Here is a 21,945-nt window from a genome sequence, read left to right as displayed (position 1 = left end):
CGAACATGGTTGGCGCCTTGGGAGGTCCGAATCCGTGTCGCAGAGCTTTCGCCAGCCCGAAATCCTCGAGATCGCCCGCCAGAAGGGCAAGGTGACGGTCGATGGCCTCGCCGAGCACTTCGGCGTCACCGTCCAGACGATCCGCCGCGATCTGGCCGAACTCGCCGAAAGCGGGCGCCTGGAACGGGTCCACGGCGGCGCCATCCTGCCCTCAGGCGTCGCCAACATCGGCTACGAGGAGCGCCGCAACCTCAACCGGGCCGCCAAGCAGGCCATCGCCCGGCTGTGCGCGCGCGCCGTCCCGGACGACTGCTCGCTGTTCCTCAACATCGGCACCAGCACGGAGGCGCTTGCGCGCGAGCTGCTCCAGCACCGCAACCTGCTCGTCGTCACCAACAACATGAATGTCGCCAACATCCTGGTCGCCAACCCGTCCTGCGAGATCGTCGTCGCCGGCGGCGCGCTGCGCCGCTCCGACGGCGGGCTGACCGGACCGCTGACGACGGCGGCCGTCGAACGGTTCAAGTTCGACTACGCCGCCATCGGCTGTTCGGCCATCGACGTGGACGGCGACCTGCTCGATTTCGATATCCAGGAGGTCGGCGTCAGCCAGGCCATCCTGCGCCAGACGCGCCGCACCTTCCTGGTCTGCGACCATTTCAAGTTCCAGCGCAGCGCCCCGGTGCGCATCGGCTCGCTGGCCGACATAGACACCGTCTTCACCGACCGGCCGCTGGCCGCGTCGCTGGCCGCCCGCTGCGCCGGCTGGGATACTCGTGTCGAGCTCTGCGGGCCCTGATCCGCGCAACGCGACGCAAGACGGCCCGCCGTGGCGGGCCGTCCAGCTTGTTGACAAACCTGCAGACTCTCCAGTGTCATTCCGGCCAAGCGAAGCGCGAGCCGGAACCGGCGAGCCACGGTAACGATGATGTCAACGAAGGAGACCGAGAGGGCCTCGGCTCACCGATCCCGCATCTGCGCTTCGCTGCGTGCGGGATAACGCGCGTGGAGGTTTGTCAGCGGTCTGGTCGATGGCTGCGTGAAAAGCCTGCTTAGCGGGCCATGCCGATCAGCAGCATGGAGTCGCGCTCGCTCTGGTAGGTGTCAGCGTCGTAGGAAGCCGCCTGGTCGAGCTGTTCCTCGGTGAACGGCGCCGCGACATAGAGCGTGCCGCCCTCGTCCTCGAAGAAGCGCAGGCTCTCGAAGGCAACCGCGACCGGCTTGGCGCCGATGCCGAGGAAGCCGCCGACATCGATGACCGCCGCCTCGATCTGGCCGTCGACGGTCAGCACGACCTCGCCGACCTCGCCGAGGTCGTTCCAGGCGACATCATAGACCGTCGCGCCGATCAGGCGTTCGGAATCGATCGCGCCCTGCTGGATCTCGGTCTTGTCCGCCAGCCAGCGCTCGCGATCCGACAGTCCCTCGTTCAGCGCCTCGTTGCGCACGTCCTCGCGCGTCTCGGCGAGCGACTGCCGGATTTCGGCCGCCTCCTCGCGCACCCCGGTGCCGGCGTCGTCCATCGCGCCGGTCACGTCACGGCGCACGGAGGACATGGTCTCGCCCATGGGAATGTAATCCGGACGCTCGTAGGCCGGCGCCGCTTCCAGCTCCTCCCTGGTCGCGTCGGTCGTCACGCGGAACTCGTCCTCGTCGGTCGCGACCATCGTCAGCCGGCCGAAGTCGACGGCAACATCCTTCTCGCCGATGCCGAGGAAGCCGCCCACGCCGACGATCGCGGCACGGACCTCGCCGGTCTCGCCGATGACGATATCGTTGATCTCGCCGACGCGCTCGGCGTCTTCGGCGGACGAGACATGGACCGGCTTGCCGATCAGGTTGGAGGCCAGGTAGCCGCGCATCTGCGCGTTGGCCAGGCCGTTCATGTCGAACATGTAGACCGACGTGTTGTTCTGGGCCGGAGCGGTCGTCTGCGTTTCGGCGAACGCCGGAACGGAGATCAGCGTCACAACGGCAGTAGTGGCAAGCAGCTTGCGCAACATCGTTACATCTCCTTGAGAAAGTGTCTGGTCAATGGCGCACGGTGTCGCCGTGCTGACCGGAAAACGAAACAAGGATCTATTGGTTCCGATACTGATAATTTTCTTTTCATAAGCTTGATAAAGGCTTTGAAAAACAAAAAGCACCCCGCATTTCTGCGAGATGCTTCCGATTTTTCGGAACAAAGCTTGCGAAAGAAGAATTCCGGACTGCTCGTGCCGGCAGGCCGTTCTCGGATCCTTGTTTCAGGGTTTTGATCTCGTCCCCGGCCTCAGGCCATCGAACGTCCCGGGCCACGTGGACCGGCCAGGAACCAGACGATCACGCCGACCACCGGGAAGATCAGGATGCCCAGGGTCCACAGGATCTTGGCGCCGGTCGAAGCGCCGCTGGAGAGGGTCCTGGCGATGGCATAGACGTCCGCAATCAGGACGAGCAGGCCAATGAGTCCATATTCCATGATGTCGCTCCTCGGTTGCGCTGCAGTCACGGCTACAACGAACACACCCGTCGAACGGTTCCCGGCCCGGGCGGACCTTCTCGGCGCAAGGGTCTCCCCACCGAACCGAATGCGACAACGCTCCGGCAGGTTTCCGGCACGTCTCCGGCGGGTCTTCTGCGGGTTTCAGGACGGTTTCAGGACCCGTGCGACAGCCGCTCGCCGGAACTTCACTTCGCCTCGTCCGTTAATCTCCGAAGACACGCCGGAAAGGAGGCACGTTCGATGACCGAAGCCAAGAAAGGCGAACGCCAGAAACAACTTGAGGCACCTCTGACCCTCGCCGGGGATGCCCCGACGACCGGCGGTCGCACCGGCGGCACGCTCGCCCGAGACGTCGGCACCCGCGATCATCTCAAGCGCGCCTTCGAGCGCCCCGCAGGCATCACTCGGGTAAAAGGAAGTGACGAAAAGCAAAAATGAGTCGGCCTTCGCCCCCCCTGTGAAGGAAGATTGGAATTCTTTCCGAAGAGAATGGAACCAAGTCTCCATCAATCCGTTAAGTTGTCGGAATGAAAAACACTGAAGAGCAGGAGAAAAACGATGTTCAGCTGGGCTCTTTTCTTTCTCGTCGTCGCCCTGATCGCGGCTGTCCTTGGATTCGGCGGCATCGCCGGCACGGCGGTCTCGATCGCGAAACTCATCTTCGTCGTGGCCCTGGCGCTGTTCGTGATCTCGGCACTGGTCCACCTGGTCCGCGGCCGGGCCTGAGATCCCTGCCCCAGGACGAAGCTGAACGGGCCCGCCCAGCGCGGGCCCGTTCCCGTTTATCCATTTGTTTTTACTTTATAATTGACAAAAGAACGGAAAAGGCGACGGTCTCGGAGCCGTCGCTTATTCCTAGTCCGAAGCTGATCCGAAGCCGCCTGCCTTAACCCGACAAGGCCTCGCTCAGCAGCGCCGCCGACTGCTGAACGGCGGCATCGTCGCGCCTGAATCCTCCGCCCCCGTTCATCAGTTCTTCCAGCCGCGCCCGCGCCCGCGACACACGGCTCTTCACGGTCCCGACGCGCGTTCCGAGGATTTCCGCCGCCTCCTCGTAGGAAAAGCCGCTGGCTCCGATCAGGATCAGGGCCTCGCGCTGGTCATCAGGGATGGACTGCAGCGCGCTGAGGAAATCCGACAGCTCGAGATGGCCGGGCTGCTGCGGCGTCGACGTCAGCGTGGCCGCATAGGCACCGTCGCTGTCGGCCACCTCCCGTTTCCGCTTGCGCCCTTCCGTATAGTAGTGGTTGCGCAGGATCGTCACCAGCCACGCCGCCAGGTTGGTTCCCGGCGTGTAGCGCTCGCGATTGGCGATCGCCTTGGCGAGGGTTTCCTGAACCAGATCGTCGGCCCGATCTCGGTTGCCGCTGAGCGAGCGGGCGAAGGCCCGCAGCGAGGGGATGGCATTGACCAGGTCCCGCTTGAAATCCTGCTCGCTCATTGAACGCGCTCCTCGTCCGCCGGCTCGGCATCGAGCTGGTTGAGAAGTGCCATCATGTCGTCCGGGATGTCTTCCTCAAGCGCCTCGTTGTAGATGCGCTTCAACTGGTTCCCGATCCAGTCCTCTTTCGTGCTTCCGACAGCCCTCGGCAGTTCCAAGCTGCCGGCACCTGCTGGCCGGCTCACTTTCTTATCACGGGCCATAATCACTCCTTCGGCGAATTTCCGCGCGTTCTCGATGTCTTCCAGATACCGGATCGTAGTTGGAACGCGCCGCCCAAAAAAAAGTTCCCGGCCGCGGAACTTTTTTTTCCTAGGGAGGTTTACGTACGAACGCGAGCCCCAAGCCGCGAATTCGGCCCGTCCTTCGCGGGCTGAGCAAGGACCAGGGAAAGGAATTGGACATCATGTCGGGAAGTCTGTCTCAGCAAATCGCTCCGCATCTCCCGTATTTGCGCCGCTATGCCAGGGCGCTTGCCGGCTCGCAGAAAAGCGGCGACGCCTATGTGAAGGCCTGCCTACAGGCGATCGTCGCAGACGCCTCCGTTTTCGATCCCTCCCTCGGAACCAAGGTCGCCCTTTATCGCCTGTTCCACACCCTCTGGAACGCCACTCAGATGCCCCCGTCCGAAGCGGAAGGCGCGGTGTCCATCTTCGAGAAGACAACGCAGCAGCGACTTGCCGCGATGACGCCGGAAAGCCGGCAGACCCTGCTGCTGACGACGCTGGAAGGTTTCAAGCCGCGCGAAGCCGCGACCATCATCGGCCGTTCCGAGGCCGAAGTCTGAGAGCGGCGGTGCAAAATTCGGCCACGGTAGCGGCGGGATAGTCCTGCCGCGGGCGGCGTAAAAGTCGTCCACCTATTTTCCTTCTGCAACATGTGCAGGAGGGTCAGGGGATCTACACCGTGGACTTATATCTGAAGGTGCGTCTGGCGGTCTCGGAGGGGATGAGCCGACGTCAGGCAGCGAAGCATTTCAATATCTCACGCGACAGCGTTTCCAAGATGCTGTCGTATTCGACGCCTCCGGGCTATCGCCGTCAGGCCCCGGTGCGTCGGCCGAAGCTGGACGCCTTTGTTTCGACCATTGATCATTGGCTGGACGAAGACCTGAAGGTACCGCGCAAGCAGCGCCACACGGCCAAGCGTGTGTTCGACCGGTTGCGGGCTGAGTGCGGGTTCACCGGCGGCTATACGATCATCAAGGACTACATGCGCGAGCGGGAGCAGCGCCGGCAGGAAGTGTTCGTGCCGTTATCGCATCCGCCGGGCCACGCGCAGGCTGACTTTGGCGAGGCTGTGGTTGTCATCGGCGGCGTGGAGCAGAAGGCGCACTTCTTTGTGCTCGACCTGCCGCACAGCGACGCCTGCTATGTGCGGGCCTATCCGGCGGCGGTGTCAGAGGCCTGGATTGATGGCCACGTCCATGCGTTCGCCTTCTTCGGGGCGGTGCCACAATCGATCGTCTATGACAACGACCGCTGCCTGGTGTCGAAGATCCTGGCCGATGGCACGCGCAAGCGGACAGTGCTGTTCAGCGGCTTCCTGTCCCACTACCTGATCCGGGATCGCTATGGCCGCCCCGGCAAGGGTAATGACAAGGGAAGCGTCGAAGGCCTCGTCGGCTATGCCCGTCGCAACTTCATGGTGCCGATCCCGCGCTTTGCGACGTGGGATGAGTTCAACGCCTGGCTGGAAGAGCAATGCCGCAAGCGCCAGCGCGACAGGCTGCGCGGCGAGAGCGAGACGATCGCAGAACGGCTGCAGCGCGATCTTGCGGCGATGCGGCCGCTGCCAGCTTCGCCTTTTGAGGCCTGCGATCAGGCCAGCGGTCGGGTCTCTTCCCAGGCGCTGGTGCGCTACAGGACCAACGACTACTCCGTCCCGGTCGCCTTCGGCCATCAGGATGTATGGATCCGGGGCTATGTCGACGAGGTGGTGATCGGCTGCCGTGGCGAGATCATCGCTCGTCATCCTCGAAGCTGGGAACGGGAAGACGTTGTGTTCGACCCGCTGCATTACCTGCCGCTGATCGAACAGAAGATCAACGCGCTGGATCAGGCCGCTCCTCTTCAGGGCTGGGATCTGCCCGAGGCGTTCGCCACGCTGCGCCGCCTGATGGAAGCGCGCATGGCAAAGCATGGCCGGCGCGAGTATGTGCAGGTGCTGCGGCTGCTGGAAAGCTTCGAGCTTGCCGATCTGCATGTGGCGGTGAAGCAGGCCCTCCAGATCGGGGCCATCGGCTTCGATGCCGTCAAGCATCTTCTCCTGTGCCAGGTGGAGCGGCGGCCGCCGAGACTGGACCTGTCCATCTACCCGTACCTGCCAAGAGCCACCGTCGAGAAGACATCGGCAAAGGCCTATATGCGGCTTCTGTCGACGCATGCGGGAGATGCCGCATGAGCACCCAAGCGTCAGACAATCCCCCTGCGATCCTGCTCTCCCACACGCTCAAGACCCTCAAGCTGCCGACCTTCCAGCGCGAGTATCAGAAGCTGGCCCGGCTCTGCGCCACACAGGGCGTGGACCATGTCGGATACCTCACTCGGCTTGCTGAGCAGGAGATGATCGAACGGGATCGCCGCAAGGTCGAACGCCGCATCAAGGCGGCGAGGTTCCCGGTCGTCAAAAGCCTCGACAGCTTCGACTTCGCCGCTATCCCGAAGCTCAACAAGATGCAGGTGCTGGAGCTGGCCCGCTGCGAATGGGTCGAGCGGCGCGAGAACGTCATCGCGCTTGGCCCCAGCGGCACGGGCAAGACCCATGTGGCGCTCGGTCTCGGTCTGGCCGCCTGCCAGAAGGGCTTGTCCGTCGGCTTCACGACCGCCGCTGCCCTGGTCAGCGAGATGATGGAGGCGCGCGACGAGCGACGTCTGCTGCGTTTCCAGAAGCAGATGGCAGCCTACAAGCTCCTGATCATCGACGAACTGGGCTTCGTGCCATTGTCAAAGACCGGGGCGGAATTGCTGTTCGAGCTGATCGCGCAACGCTACGAACGCGGTGCCACCCTGATCACCAGCAATCTGCCATTCGACGAATGGACCGAGACGCTGGGATCGGAACGGCTGACCGGCGCACTGCTCGACCGGCTGACCCACCACGTCAACATCCTCGAGATGAACGGCGACAGCTATCGTCTCGCTCAAAGCCGCGCCCGAAGGGCAGGCTGAAGCCCCTCAAAAAGTCGCCAACGCCGCACGCGGGAAACTCTGGTCGGGCTACGCCCTCCCGACGTTCCCCGCGTGCGGCGTCAGGTGGCCTACTTTTACGCCGCCCAATGGACGACTTTTGCTCCGCCGTTGACAGGCGGTCACTGTCGATCGCCTTCTCGATGAAATCGCGCGCCGTCGACGCGAACACCGGCCGGCGTTCGGCGTCGTAGCTGTTCAGCAGGGCGGGCCCGCCCCAGCCCTGGAGCACGGCCGCCAGCTTCCAGCCGAGATTGCGGGCATCCTCGAAGCCGGTGTTGACGCCGTAGCCGCCGTAGGGCGGGTGGCTGTGGGCGGCGTCGCCGGCGATGAAGACCCGTTCCGTCCGATAGGCATCGGCGATCGCGATCCGCAGGTCCCAGAAGCCGATATGCTCGAACGCGACCTTGAACTCCGCCCCCACCGCGCGGTGCAGATAGGCCGCGAAGTCGAAGCTGTCGTGCGTCGTGCCCGGCGGCACCGGAGCGTGGAAGAACCACGTGTTGCCGAGATCGACGCGACCGAAGAACTGCCAGTAGCCGTCGAGATCGGGATGCAGCACGTTGTAGAATGACTTGCCCGGATAGCGCGCGAGCAGGTCGTGCAGGTCCGGGGAACGGAATACGAGAAGCACCATCAGCCGGTCGTGGTCGGTCTTGGTCTGGGTCAGTCCGGCCTTGTCGCGGATCGTCGAATGGCTGCCGTCGCAGCCGACAAGATAGCGTCCGCGCAAGGTCCGCCTGCCCGACCCGAGCCGATCGCGCACGACGAGGGTAACGCCGTCCGCATCCTGGTCGAGATCCTCCGCGACGGTGTCGTACAGGAGATCGACGGTCGGAAGGTCGGCGGCACGGCGGCGCAGCACCGCTTCGGTCGCGTATTGCGGCAGGCGTTCGTTGTCGGTGAAATAATACGGCCGGACAAGCTCGCGCTGCAGCCAGTCGTAGTGGTAGCCGCCGAGCAGCGTGCCGTAGCTGGTCAGCCCGCCGATGCCGTAGTCCGCAGGAACCGTACGCGCCGCCCTCAGCTCCCGTTCCGCCCGCCAGAAGTGGAAGTGCTCCATAGTGCGCTGGGTCAGGTTCTGACCCTTGGGGATCGGCTGGATGGTCTCGTAACGCTCCACGACGGCACAGCGCAGGCCGCGCTGGCCGAGTTCGATGGCAAGCCCCATGCCGACGGGTCCGCCGCCGACGATCAGCACATCGTGGACAATCCCGCCGCCGTTCTTTTCCGTCCTGGCCATGGCTTCGCGGTCACCGGCCGTCAGAGCGAAAGCCCGAGCAGGGCGGTCGCGTTGCCATGATAGATCTTGCGCCGCTGCGCGTCGGTGAGGTCGAGGCTGTCGATGCAGCGCATGGTCTCGCGGATGTACATCGGCCCGCCTTCCGGGTCGAACGGCGCATCGGAAGCAAACAGGACGCGGTCCTCGCCGAAGAACTCGATGGCGTGCTCGATTGCCTTGCGCGAGCCGAACGAAGCCGTATCGGCGTAGAATTCCTTGAAATAGTCCAGATGCGGCCGCTTCAGCGCCTTGCGCACGGCGGCAAGGTCGCGGTCTGTGGTGCGCGCGCCCATCTGGTCCCAGCCGGGTCCGACCCGTCCCTCGAAGAAGGGCACCATGCCGCCGGCGTGATGCGTGATCACCTTCAAGCCCGGGTACTTGTCGAACATGCGCGAGAAGACGAGGCGCGCCATGGCGGCCGAGGTTTCGTAGGGCCAGCCGAAGGTCCACCAGATTTCGTATTCGGAGCGCTTCTCGGTCTGATAGTCGGCAAAGGCCTCGCCGCGCGCGGGATGCAGCCAGACCGGCTTGCCGGCCGAGGCCATGTACTCGAAGAACGGCTCGAACTCGGCGAGGTCCAGCGGCTTGCCGGCGACGTTGGTGAAGATCTGCATGCCCGCCGCGCCCAGATCCTCGATCGCGCGCCGGCATTCGCCGACCACCGCTGCGGGATTGCTCAGCGGCGCGGTGCCGATGAAGGCCGGGAACCGCTCGGGATAGCGCTGGCACAACTCGGCAAGGGAATCGGACCCGATCCGCGACAGCTCGAGCGCCTTCGCCGGATCGGCCAGCTTTTCCAGCGGCGGCGAGGCGAGCGACAGCACCTGCATGTAGTCCGGCCCGAACATGTCCATGACCTCGAACCGGCGGTCGAGATTGGTCATCATCGGCACGGCGCCGCTGCGCATGGTGATGTCGGTCATCTCGCCGATATGGGCGATCAGGGCCTTGAAGAAGGGCTCTGGCCAGATGTGATTGAAGATGTCGATTTTCTTCATGAGCGTCCCCCTTGGTGTTGCCCTATTCGGCACAGTTCTGACAATTTGTCAATTTATCTCGCAATATGAGATTATTTCTCAATTTTGTCGCAACGCCGGCGGCTCAGCTCATCACTGATCGCTTCGGCCGCAGCGCGGATTTCGGCGGCCATCTGGTCCAGGCGATTGCCCGAGATGTCGTTGCCCGGGATCGTCAGACAGATGCTCGCGATCGGGCTCTTGCCCGTGTCGAACACCGGGGCCGCGATGCCGACCACGCCGGGCGTGACCTCGCCGTAGGCGATCGCGACCCCCGCCTTGCGCACCTTCCGGAAACTGTCCTGCACCGCTTCCGAAGTCTCGCCCAGGCCGATCGCCCGCAGATCGGCCAGGTTCTGCTCGATCAGGGGCAGCAGCTGCCGCCTCGGCAGAAACGCCATGATTGAGCGGGAAATGGCACCGCGCGCCAACGGCATCGGCCGGCCGCGCGAATAGGAACTGATCGCATCGGGGGTGGAGCATTCCGAGGCCACGCACAGGATTCGGGTGCCGTACCAGCGCACCAGCAGCGCGGCGCACGGATACTTGCCGACGAACCGCTCCAGGTACTTCTGGCCGTTGAGGATCACCGGGTCGGACTTGCGCATCAGGTAGTCCATCTCGACCACCTTCGGCCCCAGCGTGAAGCCCGTGCCTGGCATGGAGATCAGGAAGCCGGCATCCTTCAATGTCTTGAGATAGCGGTAGAGCGTCGGCCGGCTGTAGCCGAGTTCCTCCATCAGTTGCTCGGGTGTCCATTCCAGTCGGTCCTCGGAGAAGACCTCGAGAACGGACAGGACCCGTTCCAGGCTGTTGCGCGCCGTCATGTCTCACCTTCCGCTGCGGGGACAATCCTGCGGCGGCGATAAAGCTCCCGAAGCATCAGGGCAAGCCCCAAGGACACGCCCAGGATGTCGCTGTAGAGCGCCCCCTCGAATGCCTTCGCGGGGATGAGCGCAAGCAGGCCGGACAGCGCGAACAGCCCGCGCATCGGCATGCTCAGCGTGTCGGAGAAATAACCCGCGAGTGCCGAGGAGACCAGCCAGACACCCATGGTCGCCGTGGCGACCGCGATGGCGACGTCGGCCGGTTCGCCGATCAGCAGCAGGGTTGGCGAGAACACGAACAGGAACGGGATCACGTAGGCCGACCAGCCAAACCGGACGGCAGCGAAGCCCGTCGCCATCGACGACGCCTTGGCGATGCTCGCCGCGGCGAAGGCGGCCAGCGCGATCGGTGGCGTGATCATCGACATCATGCCGAAGTAGAGCACGTAGAGATGCGCGGCGACCGGCTCGATGCCGACCTGGACGAGGGCCGGCGCGACCAGCGCGGCGAGCAACACATAGACCCCGAGCGTCGGCAACCCCATGCCGAGCACGATGCAGACCAGGGCCGACAGGACGAGCAGGACGATGGCGCTGCCGCCGCCGACCTGGACGAGCGCATAGGTCAGGTTGAAGCTGAGGCCGGTGACGTTGAGCACCCCGATGACGAAACCGGAGGCCGCCGAGATCAGGATGATCTCGACCACCGCGTGCCCGGTGCGCGACAGGCTCATGAACAGGTCGACGAGCCGCGGGCGCCGGCCCTTGTAGCCGATGGCGAGCGAGGTGACGACGAGACTCACGCCGGCCAGGAGCGCCGCCCGTTCCGGCTGCCAGCGCAGGACGAACAGCGCCAGGATCAGCACAGCGAAGGACAGGATGAAATGCAGGCCCGTCAGCACCGCGCCTCCGGCCGGCAGCTGCGCTTTCGGCACCGGGCGGATACCGAGCCGCGCCGCTTCCAGATCGGCCTGGATGAACAGGGCGACGTAGTAGAGGATCGCCGGAACCAGCGCCGCCATGACCACAGCGGAATAGGGTACGGCCAGGAATTCCGCCATCAGGAAGGCCGACGCGCCCATGACGGGCGGCATCAGCTGCCCCCCGGTCGAAGCAACGGCCTCGATCGCTCCGGCCTTGTGGGCGGGATAGCCGTCGCGCTTGATCATCGGGATCGTCACCACGCCGGTGCCGACGACATTGGCCACGGCCGAGCCGGAAATCGACCCGAACAGGCCCGAGGCGAGAACGGCGATCTTCATCGAGCCGCCGCGGAACCGGCCCATCCCCAGCATCGCCGCGTCGGTGAAGAAATGGGTGCCGCCGGTGACCGCGAGCAGGCCGCCGAACAGGATAAAGGTGATCACGACCGTGGCGGCGACGGCGAGCGGCAGACCGAGGATGCCGTTGGTGTCGACGGCCATGTAGCTTGCCAGCATCTGCCAGTCCTGCGATCGGCCGGACAGGCGACCGGGCAACAGGTTTCCGAACAGCGCGTAGAGCAGGAACACCGCGATGATGATGACCAGCGCCCAGCCGGTCGCCCGGCGCAGCGCTTCCAGCACGAGAACGATGACGAGCAGTCCGGCAATCCAGATCTCCGGCGACCGCGAGAAGATCTTGAGGACGAGGTCTGGATAGCGGATCGCGATGTAGAAGACGGCCGCGAAGCTGAGCACGGCCAAAGCAATGTCGACCCACGGCACCCGCTCGCGCGCCGCATCGCGGCGCGCAGGCAGGCTCAGGTAGGCGATCGGCAGCGCAAGGGCGAGGATGGCCGCAAAGAACTGCTGCGGATAGAAGCCGACGCCGAGGTGGCGCGGCACGGACAGCGCCCAGCAGATCGCCGTCAACGTCAGCAGCAGGGCGAGACCGTCCGCGATGGGCTTCCAGTACCGCCTGGCGAGGCCAGATCCGGCTTCGCCTCCAATCGATCCGGCCATCCCGCTTCCCTTTACTTCAGGCCGGCTTCTTCAAAGAAGCGGATGGCGCCTGGATGGAATTCCGACACGCCCGGATCGCCACGCATCGCGGCCGGGTCGAAGGCCCGGAACGGCGGGAACGTGGCGACCATAGCCTCCTTGCCCTCGTGGATCGCCTTGGCCATGCGGTAGACCGCGTCCTCCGATGCGTTCGCATGGGTGAAGATCACCTGAGGGAAGGCGAAATAGGCCGCATCCTCAAGCACGCCCGGGCTGGAACCCGCCTTCATGTGGGAGAAAAACGCGGTCGGCCAGTGCTCGCGCGCCTTGGCCAGCGTCTCGTCGGTCGGATTATCGATGGCAAGCGCCCTCAAGCCGCCGACGGCCGCATCGGCCTCGCGCACCTTCGCCGCGCCATGCGCGAAGATGAAGCCGTCCGCCTCGCCGGCGATGAAGGCGTTCGCGCCCTCGACCACACTCGGTACGTAGACCGGCGTCATGTCCGCGCGGGTGAGGCCGGCCGTCGAATAGATGGCGTCGAGCTGCGGCAAGATCGTGTTCTGCGCCGTGTAGCCGTCGACCATCCGCTTGCCCTTGAGATCGGCCACGGACTTGATGTCGCTGTCCTTGCGCACGAAGATCGCTTCCTGCAGCGGCATCAGCATTGCCACCACACGCAGGTTCGGAAAGGCGGTGCCATTGAACCAGCCCTTGCCTTCGAGCGCGTAGGTGACCTCCTGCAGATTCGCCACACCGAACTCGATACCGCCCGAATTGATGAAGGGAATGAACTGGTTCGGGCTGGTCGCCGGCTGGATCGTGGTGTTGAGGCCGGCTTGGTTGGCCGCATTGGCGACGGCCGTGCCGATGTTGTGGAACAGCGATCCCGGGTTCGACGTGGCAATCCCGACGACCTGCGCCGAGGCTGACGCAGCGAAGCCCAGTCCGGCGGCGAGCGCCGCCATGGCGATGAATTTCCGCATTGCTTTCCTCCCTGGTTGACCTGGCGCCGAGCAGCGCCAAATCGATCAAAAATCCCTTATAACGAGATTTCTGATTAGAATGCCCTTGAACTACGTAGTTTTACAAGGCCTACTGCGGAAAATTTTTCGGCCGGCGCCTGCCGCCGGAGCGGGAGGAGGCGGATGATGAGAGAACCGGTGAAAAATCCCGGAAAACAGCCGAAGAACGGTGCGGAAGCGGTCCTTCTGGGTCTCAAGCGCAGTGGCGTGAACTATCTCTTTGCCAATGCCGGAACGGATTTTCCGCCGATCATAGAAGCCCTTGCGGCTCTGGGGCCGGATGAGATTCCGGAGCCGGTGACCGTGCCGCATGAGACGGCTGGCGTCGCGATGGCCCATGGCTATTACCTGGTGACCGGCAAGGCACAAGCTGTGATGGTTCATGTCAATGTTGGGCTTGCTAACAGTGTCATGGGCATGATTAACGCAGCGAGCGACAATGTTCCCGTAATCGTCCTGTCCGGTCGCACGCCGATTACGGAGAGAGGACGTCCAGGGTCGCGCATTACACCGATCCAGTACGGTCAGGAAATGTACGATCAGACCGCAATGATCGGCGAGATCACCAAATTCTACTATGAAATGCGCTATCCGGAGCAGGGCGAACCGCTGGTGGCGCGGGCGGCGGCGCTGGCGATGAGCGAGCCGAGAGGACCGGTCTATCTCAGCCTGCCGCGCGAACCCCTGATGGAGGATATCGCGCCCAGCGCCGATTTTTCCGTGCCCGCCAATCCCCCGGCGACGGCGCCCCGGCCGGACCCGGACGCCATTGCCACCGCCGCCACCTGGCTTGCCGGCGCACGCCATCCGTTGATCCTTTGCCAGCGCTCCGACACGCAAGGCCTGCTGGCCGAACGGCTGTCGGCCCTGTGCAACCGCCATGGCATCGGCGTCGTCGAACCCTTTACGATCAGGAACGTGATGGCCTCCGACGACCCCATGTTCCTCGGCTACGACCCCAGGGGGCCGATGGCCGCGGCCGACGTCGTGCTGGTGCTCGACAGCGGCGTGCCCTGGATCGAGGCTCTGCACAGGCCCGGTCCGGACGTACGCGTCATCCATGTCGGTCCCGACCCGCTTTTCCAACGCATGCCGGTGCGCGGCTATCAGGCCGACCTGGTGATAACCAGCGACGCGACCGCGGCCATCGTCGCCCTCGACGCCGCCCTCGACGCCGCCATGCCGGCATCGGACGAGCGTGCGGAAAAGCGCCGGATCGCTGCCGGAACCCTGTCGGAAACCCGCCGGACATCTGCGAAAGCCGCAGCCGTCTCGGGCTGTGCCAGCCCGATGAGCGCGGAATGGATGAGCCTGTGCCTGTCCGAAGCGCTCGACGAGCGGGCAGTGGTATTCGGAGAGCTCGGCGTGGTGCCCGGCGCGATGACGCTGAAGGGCCCCAACCGGATGTTCAACAACCCCCACTCGGGCGGGCTCGGCTGGGCGCTTCCGGCCGCCCTCGGCGCCCAACTCGCCGATCGCGAGCGGCTGGTCGTCGCCTGTATCGGCGACGGCTCCTACATCTTCGCCAACCCGGTCGCCTGCCACCAGATCGCGGAGGCGCTCGACCTGCCGATCCTGGTCATGATCAAGAACAACGGCCTGTGGAACGCCGTCCGCCGCTCGGTGGTCAACGCCTATCCGAAGGGCGCAGCCGCAAGGGCCAACACCATGCCGCTGACCTCGCTCGAACCGGCGCCGGACTATCTGCAGGTCGCCGCGGCGAGCCGCGCCTACACCGAACGCGTCGAGCACGGCAGGGATTTGCCAGCAGCGCTCGAGCGTGCGATCAAGGTGATCCGCACCGAGCGGCGGCAGGCGGTCCTCGACCTGCGCATCGCCGTTTCAGACAGCCACTGAGCCTGCCCATGCCTGCCACACGCCAGATGCACGATCCGGCTCGCCATCGGACGCCCCCGGCATGATCTACGCCTTCATCGCCTTCATCTTCGGTGGCATCCTCAAGGGCGCCACCGGCGCCGGCGCGCCGGTGATCGCGATTCCGGTCCTGGCAATGCTGTTCGACGTCCAGTTCGCGGTCACGGTGTTCATCGTGCCGAACCTACTGGTCAACATCTGGCAGGCCTGGCAGTACCGCGGCCATCTGCTGCCAGGCCGGTTTCTGCTGCTGTTCTCGGTCGCCGGGGCGCTGGGGGCTGGGATCGGCACCCACCTGCTGGCCGCCCTGCCGCCGGACACCCTGTCGCTCGGCGTCGCCGGCGTGGTCTTCGTCTACATCGCCTTCCGCCTGCTGCGCTCTGACTGGAGCCTCGCCTACAAGCCTGGCCTGGCGCTGTCGTTCCCGATGGGCATGGTCGCCGGCATCCTGCAGGGAGCGACCGGCATCTCGGCGCCGGTGTCGATCACCTTCCTCAACGCCCTGCGCCTCGGCCGCGAGACCTTCATCGCGACGATCTCGGTGTTCTTCCTGGTCATGTCGGTGCTGCAGATGGAGCGGCTCTACACGCTCGGCCTGCTCGACAGCGAGCGCTTCCTGCTCGGGCTGGCGGCGACCGCCACCGTGCTCGCCGCCATGCCGGTCGGCACACATCTGGCGAAGAAGCTGTCCCGCCAGACCTTCGACCGGCTGATCCTGGTGCTGCTCGGCGCCATCGCGATCAAGATCGTCGTCGACGCCCTGCTGTGACGGCGGCCGCAGCAGCCGCCGCCGTCAGTCCCGGCTCGCCGCCCGCATCGCCCGCCAGATCGACTGCGCCGTCGCCGGCATGTCGACGTGATGGATACCGAGCGGGGCGAGCGCATGGCAGACGGCGTTGATCACCGCCGGGATCGCCCCGACCACGCCGGCTTCGCCCGCGCCCTTGGCGCCTATGGCGTTGGCTGCGGTCGGCGTCGGCATCGGCTCCACCTTGAGCGGCGGAAAATGGTCCGCCCGCGGCATGGCATAGTCCATGAACGAGCAGGACAGCATCTGGCCGCTGCCGTCCTCGTAGACGATGTCTTCCATCAGCGCCTGGCCGACGCCCTGCGCCACGCCGCCGTGGATCTGGCCCTTCAGCAGCAGAGGATTGATGACAGTGCCGACGTCGTCGGTGACCACGTAGCGCGTGATCCGCGCCTGCCCGGTCAGCCTGTCGATCTCGACCTCGCACACGTGGGTGCCATTCGGATAGGTGCAGCCGTCCGCCGGCACGAAGGCCTTGCTGTCGAGCGCGCCGGGATTGTCCCGGGCAAGCTCTTCCAGGTCCTTGAAGCGGTTGCCGCCGGCATGCCGGAACACGCCGTCCTCGTAGGCGATCTCGTCCGCCGACACCGACCAGGCGGCGGCAAGCAGCGCCCGGCCCTTGGTCTTCACCTGCTCGGCCACATCGGCGAGCGAATGGGCGGCCGCGCCCGAAGTGTGCGAACCGAACGTGCCGACGCCCTTCTCGACACGGCGCGTGTTGCCGATCTCGAAGGAAAAGCGGTCGACGTCGAGGCCGAGCAGCGAGCCGGCAATCTGGGAGAACACCGTCTTCTGGCCCTGGCCGCCCTCGCCGCCGCCGATGCGCACGATCGGGCGGCCGTCCGCCTCGAAAACGATCTGGGCGAACTCCGGCACCGGCGGCAGCTTGCCGCCCGGACCGTTGTTGGCGATCTCGATGCCGTTGGCGAGGCCGAAGCCGAGCAAGCAGCCGCGCGCCGCCGCCTCCCGGCGTCGGACCTCGAAGCCGGCATGGTCGGCAAGCTCAAGCGCGCGCTCCATCACCGCCGGGAAGTCGCCGCTGTCGTAGACGTAATGCAGCCCGGTGCGGAACGGCATCTCGTCCGGGCGGATCAGGTTCCTGCGCCGCAGCTCGATCCGGTCGAAGCCGAGGGTCGCCGCCGCGTAGTCGATGATGCGCTCGATCGCGAACAGGGATTCCGGCCGCCCGGCGCCCCGATAGGGCGCCAGCGGCTGGGTGTGGGTGAGCACGCCATGAACGTCGGCGGTCACCACCGGCGTGCGGTACATGCCGGCCATGCCGCCATGATAGGACACGGCCATGACCAGGGCGGTGGAGCCGAGGTAGGCGCCGAGATTGACGTAGCTCTCGCTGTGCACCGCGCGGAACGTCCCGTCGGCATCGAGCGCCAGGCTGACGGTGACGTCCCAGTCGCGGGCATGCGCGTCGCCGAGATGGCCCTCCGTACGCGTCGACAGCCAGCGCACGGTGCGGCCCGTCCGCCGCGCTGCCCACACCGTCAGCGCGCTCTCGCGCGAGGGCGAGTTCTTCATGCCGAACGAGCCGCCGCAATTGGTCGAGACGACGTGGATGGGCGCGGTGCCTGGGAAATTCTGCTCCGCGAGCAGTTCCCTGGTCCGGTTGGCCGCCGGCGTGCCGGTCCAGAACGTGGTCTCGTCGGTGGCAGGATCGTGGCGGGCGATCATCGCTCGCGGCTCCAGCGGATTGGCGGTGACCCGGTTGATCCGGTAGCTCAGCGTGACGACGTGGTCGGCAGCGGCGAAGGCCGCCTCGCGCGCCGCCCGGTCGCCGAAACTCGTGCTGAACAGCCTGTTGCTGCCGGCCGCTTCCCAGACCAGCGGCGCGGACGCCTCCACCGCCGCGCGCGGATGGATCGCGGCTTCGGCGTCCTCGTAGTCGACGACCACGCGTTCCGCGGCGTCCTCGGCCTGCTCGCGAGTTTCCGCGACGACCACGGCGACCGGATCGCCGATGGCCCGGACACGGTCGATCACCAGCGGGTAGAAGTCCGGCACGAACATCGGCGCACCGTCGGGATCCGGGACGGTGAACTGGGGGCGGAAGCCGCCGATACCGTCCTCCTGCATCTCCGCCGCCGTCAGCACGGCGAGGACACCCGGCATCGCGCGCGCCGCGCTGCAGTCGATCGCCCGGATGGCCGCATGGGCATGCGGCGAGCGCACGATGACCATGACCGCCTCGTCGTCGAACGCGAGGTCGTCGGTGTAGGTCGCCATACCGGTGACAAGGTCGCGGTTTTCCAGCCGCGGAACGGCTTCCCCGATGCGCAGGACGCTCATGCGGCTCCTCCAAGGCAGTCGGCGACGGCACGGCTCGCCATCACGGAAATCAGATGCGCGCGGTAATCGGCCTGCGCATGGATGTCCGACATCAGGTCGTCCGCATCCACCCGCGCCCGCAACGCCGCCTCGGGCGAGAAGTCGACGGCGAGCGCGGCCTCCAGCACGTCCGGCCGGAACACCCCGCCGGAGCCGGCGCCGGTCACCGCGACCCGGATCGTGCCGGCACCGCGCGCGACCGCGACGCCGACCATCGCGTAGCGGGAGGCCGGGTTGGCGAACTTGGCGTAGGCGGCGGCGTCGACACGCGGGAAGCGGATCGCGACGATGAGTTCCCCGGGCTCCAGCGCCGTGGCGAAAAGCCCCTGGAAATAGTCGTCGGCCGCGATCTCGCGCCGGTCGGTGACGATGGTCGCGCCGAGCGCGAGGGCCGCGGCCGGATAGCAGGCGGCCGGGTCGTTGTTGGCCAGCGAGCCGCCGATGGTGCCGCGGCTGCGCACCTGACGGTCGCCGATATGGCCGGCCAGGCGGGGCAGGATCGGCAGCACGCGGGCAAGTTCGGCACTGGCGGCGACATCCGCATGGCGGGTCATAGCACCGATGGTCACGGTCTCGCTGCCGATCGCGATGCCGGACAGGCCCTCGATGAAGCCGAGGTCGACCAGATCGGACGGCGCGGCGAGCCGGTGCTTGAGCGTCGGGATCAGGGTCATGCCGCCGGCGAGCGGTACGGCCTCGCCGCGCTCCGCCAGCAGGGCTGCGGCTTGCGCGACGCTGCCTGCCCGATGGTAGTCGAACCGATACATGTCAGCCCTCCCCCGCCATGGCGCGGGCGGCGTCCTTCACCGCCTCGACGATGTTGTGATAGCCGGTGCAGCGGCACAGGTTGCCTTCCAACCCCTCGCGGATTTCCGCGTCGGTGAGGTCGGGACGGCCCTGCACTAGGGCGACCGCGCTCATGATCATGCCCGGCGTGCAGAAGCCGCACTGCAGGGCATGCAGGCGGTGGAAGCTGTCCTGCATCGGATGCAGGGTGCCATCCTTCGCCAGTCCCTCGATGGTGACGATTTCCGCGCCGTCCGCCTGAACCGCCAGCATCGTGCAGGATTTCACAGGCCGACCGTCGACATGGATCGTGCAGGCGCCGCACTGGCTGGTATCGCAGCCGACATGGGTGCCGGTGAGCCGAAGCGTCCGCCTGAGGAAATCGACCAGCAGCAGGTGCGGCTCGACGTCGGCGGACACGGCCTTGCCGTTGATGGTCACGGCGATGGTACGCATCGCTACCCTCCAATTTTCTCGTATTCTAAGAATCGAGACGAAATTGCCCTGACCGGTTTTAGCCGGAACGCAGCCGTTCCGCCAGCCAGTCCGCAACGAGGGGGCGATACAGCCAGGCGATATTGTTGCAGACGTGATTGCCTTCGGGGAACACGTGGAGTTCGCTTCGTGCACCGGCCCAGTCGACCTGCCGCTGCGCCTCGACCGGCGGAAAGATCGTGTCGCGAGCGCCGTGAAGGACCAGCACCGGGCACTCCGGCGCCGGCACGCCGGCCAGGGTGAAGGCCGCTGCCGCCTCGAAAGCTGCCTCGGCGGATGTCGCACCGAGCGCGAAGCGCATGTTGTCCCTATAAACCTGCGGGAACGTCGGCCACATGGCAGCAAGGTCGTGGAAGCCGTTGACGGAAACGACGCCGGCCAGATCCGGGACCGCGGTCGCAGCCCGCAAGGCCAGGTTGCCGCCGAAGGCCATGCCCATCAGGCCAAGCCGTCCGGACAGTCCGGGCTGCCCGCGCAGGAATGCGGCTGCCGCCGAAACGGCGCCGCCGATGTCGGCACGCAGCGGTCCGAACGCCCGCCCCTCGCCCTGACCCGGACCGTCGAGCGACAGGGTGGCAAGCCCCCGCTTCAGGAAATGAGCTTCCAACGCCGGAAACTCCTCCTTGGTGGAATCCGAGCCCGGCACCAGGATCACCGCGTCGACGGGCTCCTGCCCGGCCGGCCTGCGCAGGCTGGCACGCAGGTGCCCGCCCTCGAACGGGATCGCGACCAGGTCGGCCGGCGGATCGAGTAGCGGCGCGGCGCGCCGGAATGCGGCAAGCTTGCGCGCGTTCGCCGACGCCTTCTGGTCGGGATCGTCGAAGAACATGAACTGAGCGAAGTGGTAAAGCAGCGCGGCGCGCGCGTAGCCGTCGCCGGCGGTCACCCGCCGCCCCTTCGCCTCGGCCTCCTCGGCCAGGGCGAGATGGCGGTCGCCGGCCGCCGTCCAGGCCCTGCACCAGTTCGCCCAGGCGCCGGCCTCGGCCATGATCGCCCGGGCGGTGGCCGAGGCAATGCCGGCCACCTCCATGCGCGGCAGCCAGTGGCCGGCGACCGCCTCCAGTCTGTTTTCGGTCTCGGCCATGGCCCGCTCCGCAGCGTCGTGCCGCCGCTTCAGCCTGGGATTTCCAGGCCGGACGCGACCTGCCGGTTCTCGCTTTCGAGCTTCATGCCGGCGGCGAGCGCCATGGTCTCCATGAGCGCGGAGAAATCCTTCTCCAGATAGGCCGCAGGATCCGGCTGCAGCTGGGCGGCACCGAAATGCATCTGCAGCGCCTCGCGGGTGGCCGCCGTCACCGGCACGCTGACGCCGAGCTCGCGCGCGGCCTGCAGGCCGAGGTCGAGGTCCTTGCGCAGCAGCGCCGGGGTGAAGGTCGTCGTCCAGTCGAGGTTGACCAGCGCCGGCGTCTTGTAGCGGGTGAAGATCGAGCCCATCACCGAGTCGTTGATGAACGAGAGGAAGGCGTGGCGCGGCACCCCGGCCTTCTCGGCCATCAGCGTGATCTCGATCAGGTTCTGCGTGACGACGCCGAGCAGCACGTTGTGCGCGATCTTGCAGAAGCGGGCGAGTTCGCCCTCGCCGACATAGGAGACGCCGTTGCCGGCGATCGTCTGCAGATAGGGCTCGACGATTTCGTAGACGTCCTTGGGACCGGAGGCAACCGAGCTCAGCTTGCCGGCCTTGACGCACTTGCCGTTGCCTGAGACCGGCGCGGCGATCAGCTTCGCACCGCGTTCGGCGAGACGCGCCCTGAGGTCGGCCGACTGGTCGACGCCGATGCTCGAGCAGTCGACGAAGATGCCCGGGAACGAGCCGTTGGCGCCGCTGGCGATGCCGTTGGCGCCGAAATAGACCTGCTCCAGATCCTTGCCGGTGGACACCATCGTGAACACGATGTCGGCCGAGGCGAGCTCCGGCAGCGTGTCGACGATGCGCGCGCCATGCGCGCCGAGCGGTTCGGCCTTGGACTTGGTCCGGTTCCACACGCTGAGGTCGACGCCGGCCTTGGCCAGGCGCTCGGCCATCGGGTAGCCCATGCGGCCCATGCCCACCCAGGCGACCTTGTGCTTTGCATTTTCCATGACGCTTCTCCCTGAAACTCTCGTCCGCTTCCCGCACGCGCCACCGGGCCCGTCCGAAGATCGCCGCGCCTCCCGAGCCGGCTTGGGTCTGATGGAATTCGCACAAAATGTGCAAACGTTTGCATTAATGAACCGGATGTAACACAGCCTCCCGGACAGCGCAAGCCGGCTCGCGTCGCGCACCTACGGGCGCCTGCGCGGGGCCTGTGTGGGGTCTATGCAAAATGGTGATAGCTGCCCTGTTCCGAGGGAAAACCGACGACAAGCCGGAAAGAGCGTCGCAATTACGTCGCCCAGGATGCCGCGGAGCCGCCACCCGCCCACCGCCCCAGCCTGGCCTTTCCTCTTGACGGGCCGGCGATGGCGCCGCATAGTT

The 21,945-nt window shown here is 66.0% G+C and carries 22 protein-coding genes; 8 read left to right on the top strand and 14 right to left on the bottom strand.

Going from position 1 to position 21,945, the window contains the following annotated elements:
• Positions 1-34 precede the first annotated feature (34 nt).
• Positions 35-799: a DeoR/GlpR family DNA-binding transcription regulator gene (locus tag SL003B_RS05380; RefSeq protein WP_013651809.1), complete on the top strand. Its 765-nt coding sequence runs from the start codon at positions 35-37 to the stop codon at positions 797-799.
• A 253-nt stretch (positions 800-1,052) separates the two neighbouring features.
• Here SL003B_RS05380 and SL003B_RS05375 read toward each other — a convergent pair whose 3' ends face one another.
• Both SL003B_RS05375 and SL003B_RS05370 read right to left on the bottom strand, forming a co-directional pair.
• Positions 1,053-2,003 carry a PRC-barrel domain-containing protein gene (locus tag SL003B_RS05375; protein ID WP_013651808.1) on the bottom strand — a complete coding sequence of 317 codons (951 nt, stop codon included), beginning with the start codon at positions 2,001-2,003 and terminating at the stop codon, positions 1,053-1,055.
• A 269-nt stretch (positions 2,004-2,272) separates the two neighbouring features.
• Complete coding sequence (locus SL003B_RS05370) at positions 2,273-2,461, bottom strand: PLD nuclease N-terminal domain-containing protein (protein WP_013651807.1); 189 nt, start codon at positions 2,459-2,461, stop codon at positions 2,273-2,275.
• Positions 2,462-2,725: 264 nt separating this feature from the next.
• Between SL003B_RS05370 and SL003B_RS23295 the strand changes: the two genes are divergently transcribed.
• Both SL003B_RS23295 and SL003B_RS22680 read left to right on the top strand, forming a co-directional pair.
• On the top strand, positions 2,726-2,923 hold the full coding sequence (locus tag SL003B_RS23295; RefSeq protein ID WP_148259255.1) for a hypothetical protein: 198 nt from the start codon (positions 2,726-2,728) through the stop codon (positions 2,921-2,923).
• A 120-nt stretch (positions 2,924-3,043) separates the two neighbouring features.
• Positions 3,044-3,211: a DUF1328 domain-containing protein gene (locus SL003B_RS22680; protein ID WP_041375389.1), complete on the top strand. Its 168-nt coding sequence runs from the start codon at positions 3,044-3,046 to the stop codon at positions 3,209-3,211.
• 160 nt (positions 3,212-3,371) lie between these two features.
• On the opposite strand, the gene SL003B_RS05355 is transcribed toward SL003B_RS22680, so the two are convergent.
• Together SL003B_RS05355 and SL003B_RS05350 are read right to left on the bottom strand one after the other, a co-directional pair.
• On the bottom strand, positions 3,372-3,926 hold the full coding sequence (locus SL003B_RS05355; RefSeq protein WP_013651806.1) for a sigma-70 family RNA polymerase sigma factor: 555 nt from the start codon (positions 3,924-3,926) through the stop codon (positions 3,372-3,374).
• Entirely contained in the window at positions 3,923-4,129 is a 207-nt protein-coding gene (locus tag SL003B_RS05350; RefSeq protein WP_041375388.1) for a NepR family anti-sigma factor, read from the bottom strand. Before SL003B_RS05350 ends, SL003B_RS05355 begins: the two co-directional genes overlap by 4 nt.
• A 203-nt stretch (positions 4,130-4,332) precedes the next feature.
• Here SL003B_RS05350 and SL003B_RS05345 point away from each other — a divergent pair, with 203 nt between their 5' ends.
• From SL003B_RS05345 to istB, 3 genes are all read left to right on the top strand, one after another.
• Positions 4,333-4,713 (top strand): hypothetical protein, encoded by a 381-nt coding sequence (locus tag SL003B_RS05345; RefSeq protein WP_422613600.1) that lies wholly within the window; start codon positions 4,333-4,335, stop codon positions 4,711-4,713.
• A 119-nt stretch (positions 4,714-4,832) separates the two neighbouring features.
• Positions 4,833-6,329 (top strand): IS21 family transposase, encoded by a 1,497-nt coding sequence (gene istA / locus SL003B_RS05340; RefSeq protein WP_013650724.1) that lies wholly within the window; start codon positions 4,833-4,835, stop codon positions 6,327-6,329.
• Positions 6,326-7,096 carry an IS21-like element helper ATPase IstB gene (istB, locus tag SL003B_RS05335; protein ID WP_013650723.1) on the top strand — a complete coding sequence of 257 codons (771 nt, stop codon included), beginning with the start codon at positions 6,326-6,328 and terminating at the stop codon, positions 7,094-7,096. The genes istA and istB overlap by 4 nt, the downstream gene beginning before the upstream one ends.
• Here the strand turns inward: istB and SL003B_RS05330 are convergent.
• The 5 genes from SL003B_RS05330 to SL003B_RS05310 form a co-directional block, all read right to left on the bottom strand.
• The gene (locus SL003B_RS05330; protein WP_013651803.1) at positions 7,029-8,357 is read right to left on the bottom strand and encodes an FAD-dependent monooxygenase; all 1,329 of its coding nucleotides are present in this window, start codon (positions 8,355-8,357) and stop codon (positions 7,029-7,031) included. The two genes, istB and SL003B_RS05330, sit on opposite strands and share 68 nt — an antisense overlap.
• A gap of 20 nt (positions 8,358-8,377) precedes the next feature.
• Positions 8,378-9,394 (bottom strand): amidohydrolase family protein, encoded by a 1,017-nt coding sequence (locus SL003B_RS05325; RefSeq protein WP_013651802.1) that lies wholly within the window; start codon positions 9,392-9,394, stop codon positions 8,378-8,380.
• A gap of 71 nt (positions 9,395-9,465) precedes the next feature.
• Positions 9,466-10,239, bottom strand: a complete 774-nt coding sequence (locus tag SL003B_RS05320) for an IclR family transcriptional regulator (protein ID WP_013651801.1) — start codon at positions 10,237-10,239, stop codon at positions 9,466-9,468.
• On the bottom strand, positions 10,236-12,182 hold the full coding sequence (locus SL003B_RS05315; RefSeq protein ID WP_013651800.1) for a TRAP transporter permease: 1,947 nt from the start codon (positions 12,180-12,182) through the stop codon (positions 10,236-10,238). The genes SL003B_RS05320 and SL003B_RS05315 overlap by 4 nt, the downstream gene beginning before the upstream one ends.
• 11 nt (positions 12,183-12,193) lie before the next feature.
• A complete protein-coding gene (locus SL003B_RS05310; RefSeq protein WP_013651799.1) occupies positions 12,194-13,144 on the bottom strand; it encodes a TAXI family TRAP transporter solute-binding subunit in 951 nt (316 codons plus the stop codon).
• A 162-nt stretch (positions 13,145-13,306) separates the two neighbouring features.
• Here SL003B_RS05310 and SL003B_RS05305 point away from each other — a divergent pair, with 162 nt between their 5' ends.
• Together SL003B_RS05305 and SL003B_RS05300 are read left to right on the top strand one after the other, a co-directional pair.
• A complete protein-coding gene (locus SL003B_RS05305) occupies positions 13,307-15,040 on the top strand; it encodes a thiamine pyrophosphate-requiring protein (RefSeq protein ID WP_013651798.1) in 1,734 nt (577 codons plus the stop codon).
• A 61-nt stretch (positions 15,041-15,101) separates the two neighbouring features.
• Positions 15,102-15,827, top strand: coding sequence for a sulfite exporter TauE/SafE family protein (locus tag SL003B_RS05300; protein WP_013651797.1), 726 nt, complete (start codon positions 15,102-15,104; stop codon positions 15,825-15,827).
• Positions 15,828-15,851: 24 nt separating this feature from the next.
• Here the strand turns inward: SL003B_RS05300 and SL003B_RS05295 are convergent, their stop codons facing one another.
• Genes SL003B_RS05295 through SL003B_RS05275 form a run of 5 tightly spaced genes read right to left on the bottom strand, consistent with a single transcriptional unit; the run spans position 15,852 to position 21,569 of the window.
• On the bottom strand, positions 15,852-18,167 hold the full coding sequence (locus SL003B_RS05295; protein ID WP_013651796.1) for a xanthine dehydrogenase family protein molybdopterin-binding subunit: 2,316 nt from the start codon (positions 18,165-18,167) through the stop codon (positions 15,852-15,854).
• Complete coding sequence (locus SL003B_RS05290; RefSeq protein ID WP_013651795.1) at positions 18,164-18,973, bottom strand: FAD binding domain-containing protein; 810 nt, start codon at positions 18,971-18,973, stop codon at positions 18,164-18,166. Before SL003B_RS05290 ends, SL003B_RS05295 begins: the two co-directional genes overlap by 4 nt.
• A 1-nt stretch (position 18,974) precedes the next feature.
• Positions 18,975-19,448, bottom strand: a complete 474-nt coding sequence (locus SL003B_RS05285; protein WP_013651794.1) for a (2Fe-2S)-binding protein — start codon at positions 19,446-19,448, stop codon at positions 18,975-18,977.
• 58 nt (positions 19,449-19,506) lie between these two features.
• A complete protein-coding gene (locus SL003B_RS05280) occupies positions 19,507-20,571 on the bottom strand; it encodes an alpha/beta hydrolase family protein (RefSeq protein WP_013651793.1) in 1,065 nt (354 codons plus the stop codon).
• A gap of 29 nt (positions 20,572-20,600) precedes the next feature.
• Positions 20,601-21,569: an NAD(P)-dependent oxidoreductase gene (locus SL003B_RS05275; RefSeq protein ID WP_013651792.1), complete on the bottom strand. Its 969-nt coding sequence runs from the start codon at positions 21,567-21,569 to the stop codon at positions 20,601-20,603.
• Between the last annotated feature and the right edge of the window lie 376 nt (positions 21,570-21,945).

This window comes from Polymorphum gilvum SL003B-26A1 (genome assembly GCF_000192745.1).
Classification (GTDB): domain Bacteria; phylum Pseudomonadota; class Alphaproteobacteria; order Rhizobiales; family Stappiaceae; genus Polymorphum; species Polymorphum gilvum.
The sequence above is the reverse complement of the archived record's forward strand: the minus strand, read 5'-3'. Positions and strand labels throughout refer to the sequence as shown.

Excerpts from the sequence above, each read along its gene's own strand:
- SL003B_RS05370 (WP_013651807.1), bottom strand. The coding sequence starts at position 2,461 with ATGGAATATGGACTCATTGGCCTGCTCGTCCTGATTGCGGACGTCTAT.
- SL003B_RS05320 (WP_013651801.1), bottom strand. The coding sequence starts at position 10,239 with ATGACGGCGCGCAACAGCCTGGAACGGGTCCTGTCCGTTCTCGAGGTC.
- SL003B_RS05285 (WP_013651794.1), bottom strand. The coding sequence starts at position 19,448 with ATGCGTACCATCGCCGTGACCATCAACGGCAAGGCCGTGTCCGCCGAC.
- SL003B_RS05325 (WP_013651802.1), bottom strand. The coding sequence starts at position 9,394 with ATGAAGAAAATCGACATCTTCAATCACATCTGGCCAGAGCCCTTCTTC.
- SL003B_RS23295 (WP_148259255.1), top strand. The coding sequence starts at position 2,726 with ATGACCGAAGCCAAGAAAGGCGAACGCCAGAAACAACTTGAGGCACCT.
- SL003B_RS05315 (WP_013651800.1), bottom strand. The coding sequence starts at position 12,182 with ATGGCCGGATCGATTGGAGGCGAAGCCGGATCTGGCCTCGCCAGGCGG.
- SL003B_RS05375 (WP_013651808.1), bottom strand. The coding sequence starts at position 2,003 with ATGTTGCGCAAGCTGCTTGCCACTACTGCCGTTGTGACGCTGATCTCC.
- SL003B_RS22680 (WP_041375389.1), top strand. The coding sequence starts at position 3,044 with ATGTTCAGCTGGGCTCTTTTCTTTCTCGTCGTCGCCCTGATCGCGGCT.
- SL003B_RS05330 (WP_013651803.1), bottom strand. The coding sequence starts at position 8,357 with ATGGCCAGGACGGAAAAGAACGGCGGCGGGATTGTCCACGATGTGCTG.
- SL003B_RS05290 (WP_013651795.1), bottom strand. The coding sequence starts at position 18,973 with ATGTATCGGTTCGACTACCATCGGGCAGGCAGCGTCGCGCAAGCCGCA.
- istB (WP_013650723.1), top strand. The coding sequence starts at position 6,326 with ATGAGCACCCAAGCGTCAGACAATCCCCCTGCGATCCTGCTCTCCCAC.
- SL003B_RS05345 (WP_422613600.1), top strand. The coding sequence starts at position 4,333 with ATGTCGGGAAGTCTGTCTCAGCAAATCGCTCCGCATCTCCCGTATTTG.
- SL003B_RS05300 (WP_013651797.1), top strand. The coding sequence starts at position 15,102 with ATGATCTACGCCTTCATCGCCTTCATCTTCGGTGGCATCCTCAAGGGC.
- SL003B_RS05305 (WP_013651798.1), top strand. The coding sequence starts at position 13,307 with ATGATGAGAGAACCGGTGAAAAATCCCGGAAAACAGCCGAAGAACGGT.
- SL003B_RS05295 (WP_013651796.1), bottom strand. The coding sequence starts at position 18,167 with ATGAGCGTCCTGCGCATCGGGGAAGCCGTTCCGCGGCTGGAAAACCGC.
- SL003B_RS05350 (WP_041375388.1), bottom strand. The coding sequence starts at position 4,129 with ATGGCCCGTGATAAGAAAGTGAGCCGGCCAGCAGGTGCCGGCAGCTTG.
- SL003B_RS05310 (WP_013651799.1), bottom strand. The coding sequence starts at position 13,144 with ATGCGGAAATTCATCGCCATGGCGGCGCTCGCCGCCGGACTGGGCTTC.
- SL003B_RS05280 (WP_013651793.1), bottom strand. The coding sequence starts at position 20,571 with ATGGCCGAGACCGAAAACAGACTGGAGGCGGTCGCCGGCCACTGGCTG.
- SL003B_RS05355 (WP_013651806.1), bottom strand. The coding sequence starts at position 3,926 with ATGAGCGAGCAGGATTTCAAGCGGGACCTGGTCAATGCCATCCCCTCG.
- SL003B_RS05275 (WP_013651792.1), bottom strand. The coding sequence starts at position 21,569 with ATGGAAAATGCAAAGCACAAGGTCGCCTGGGTGGGCATGGGCCGCATG.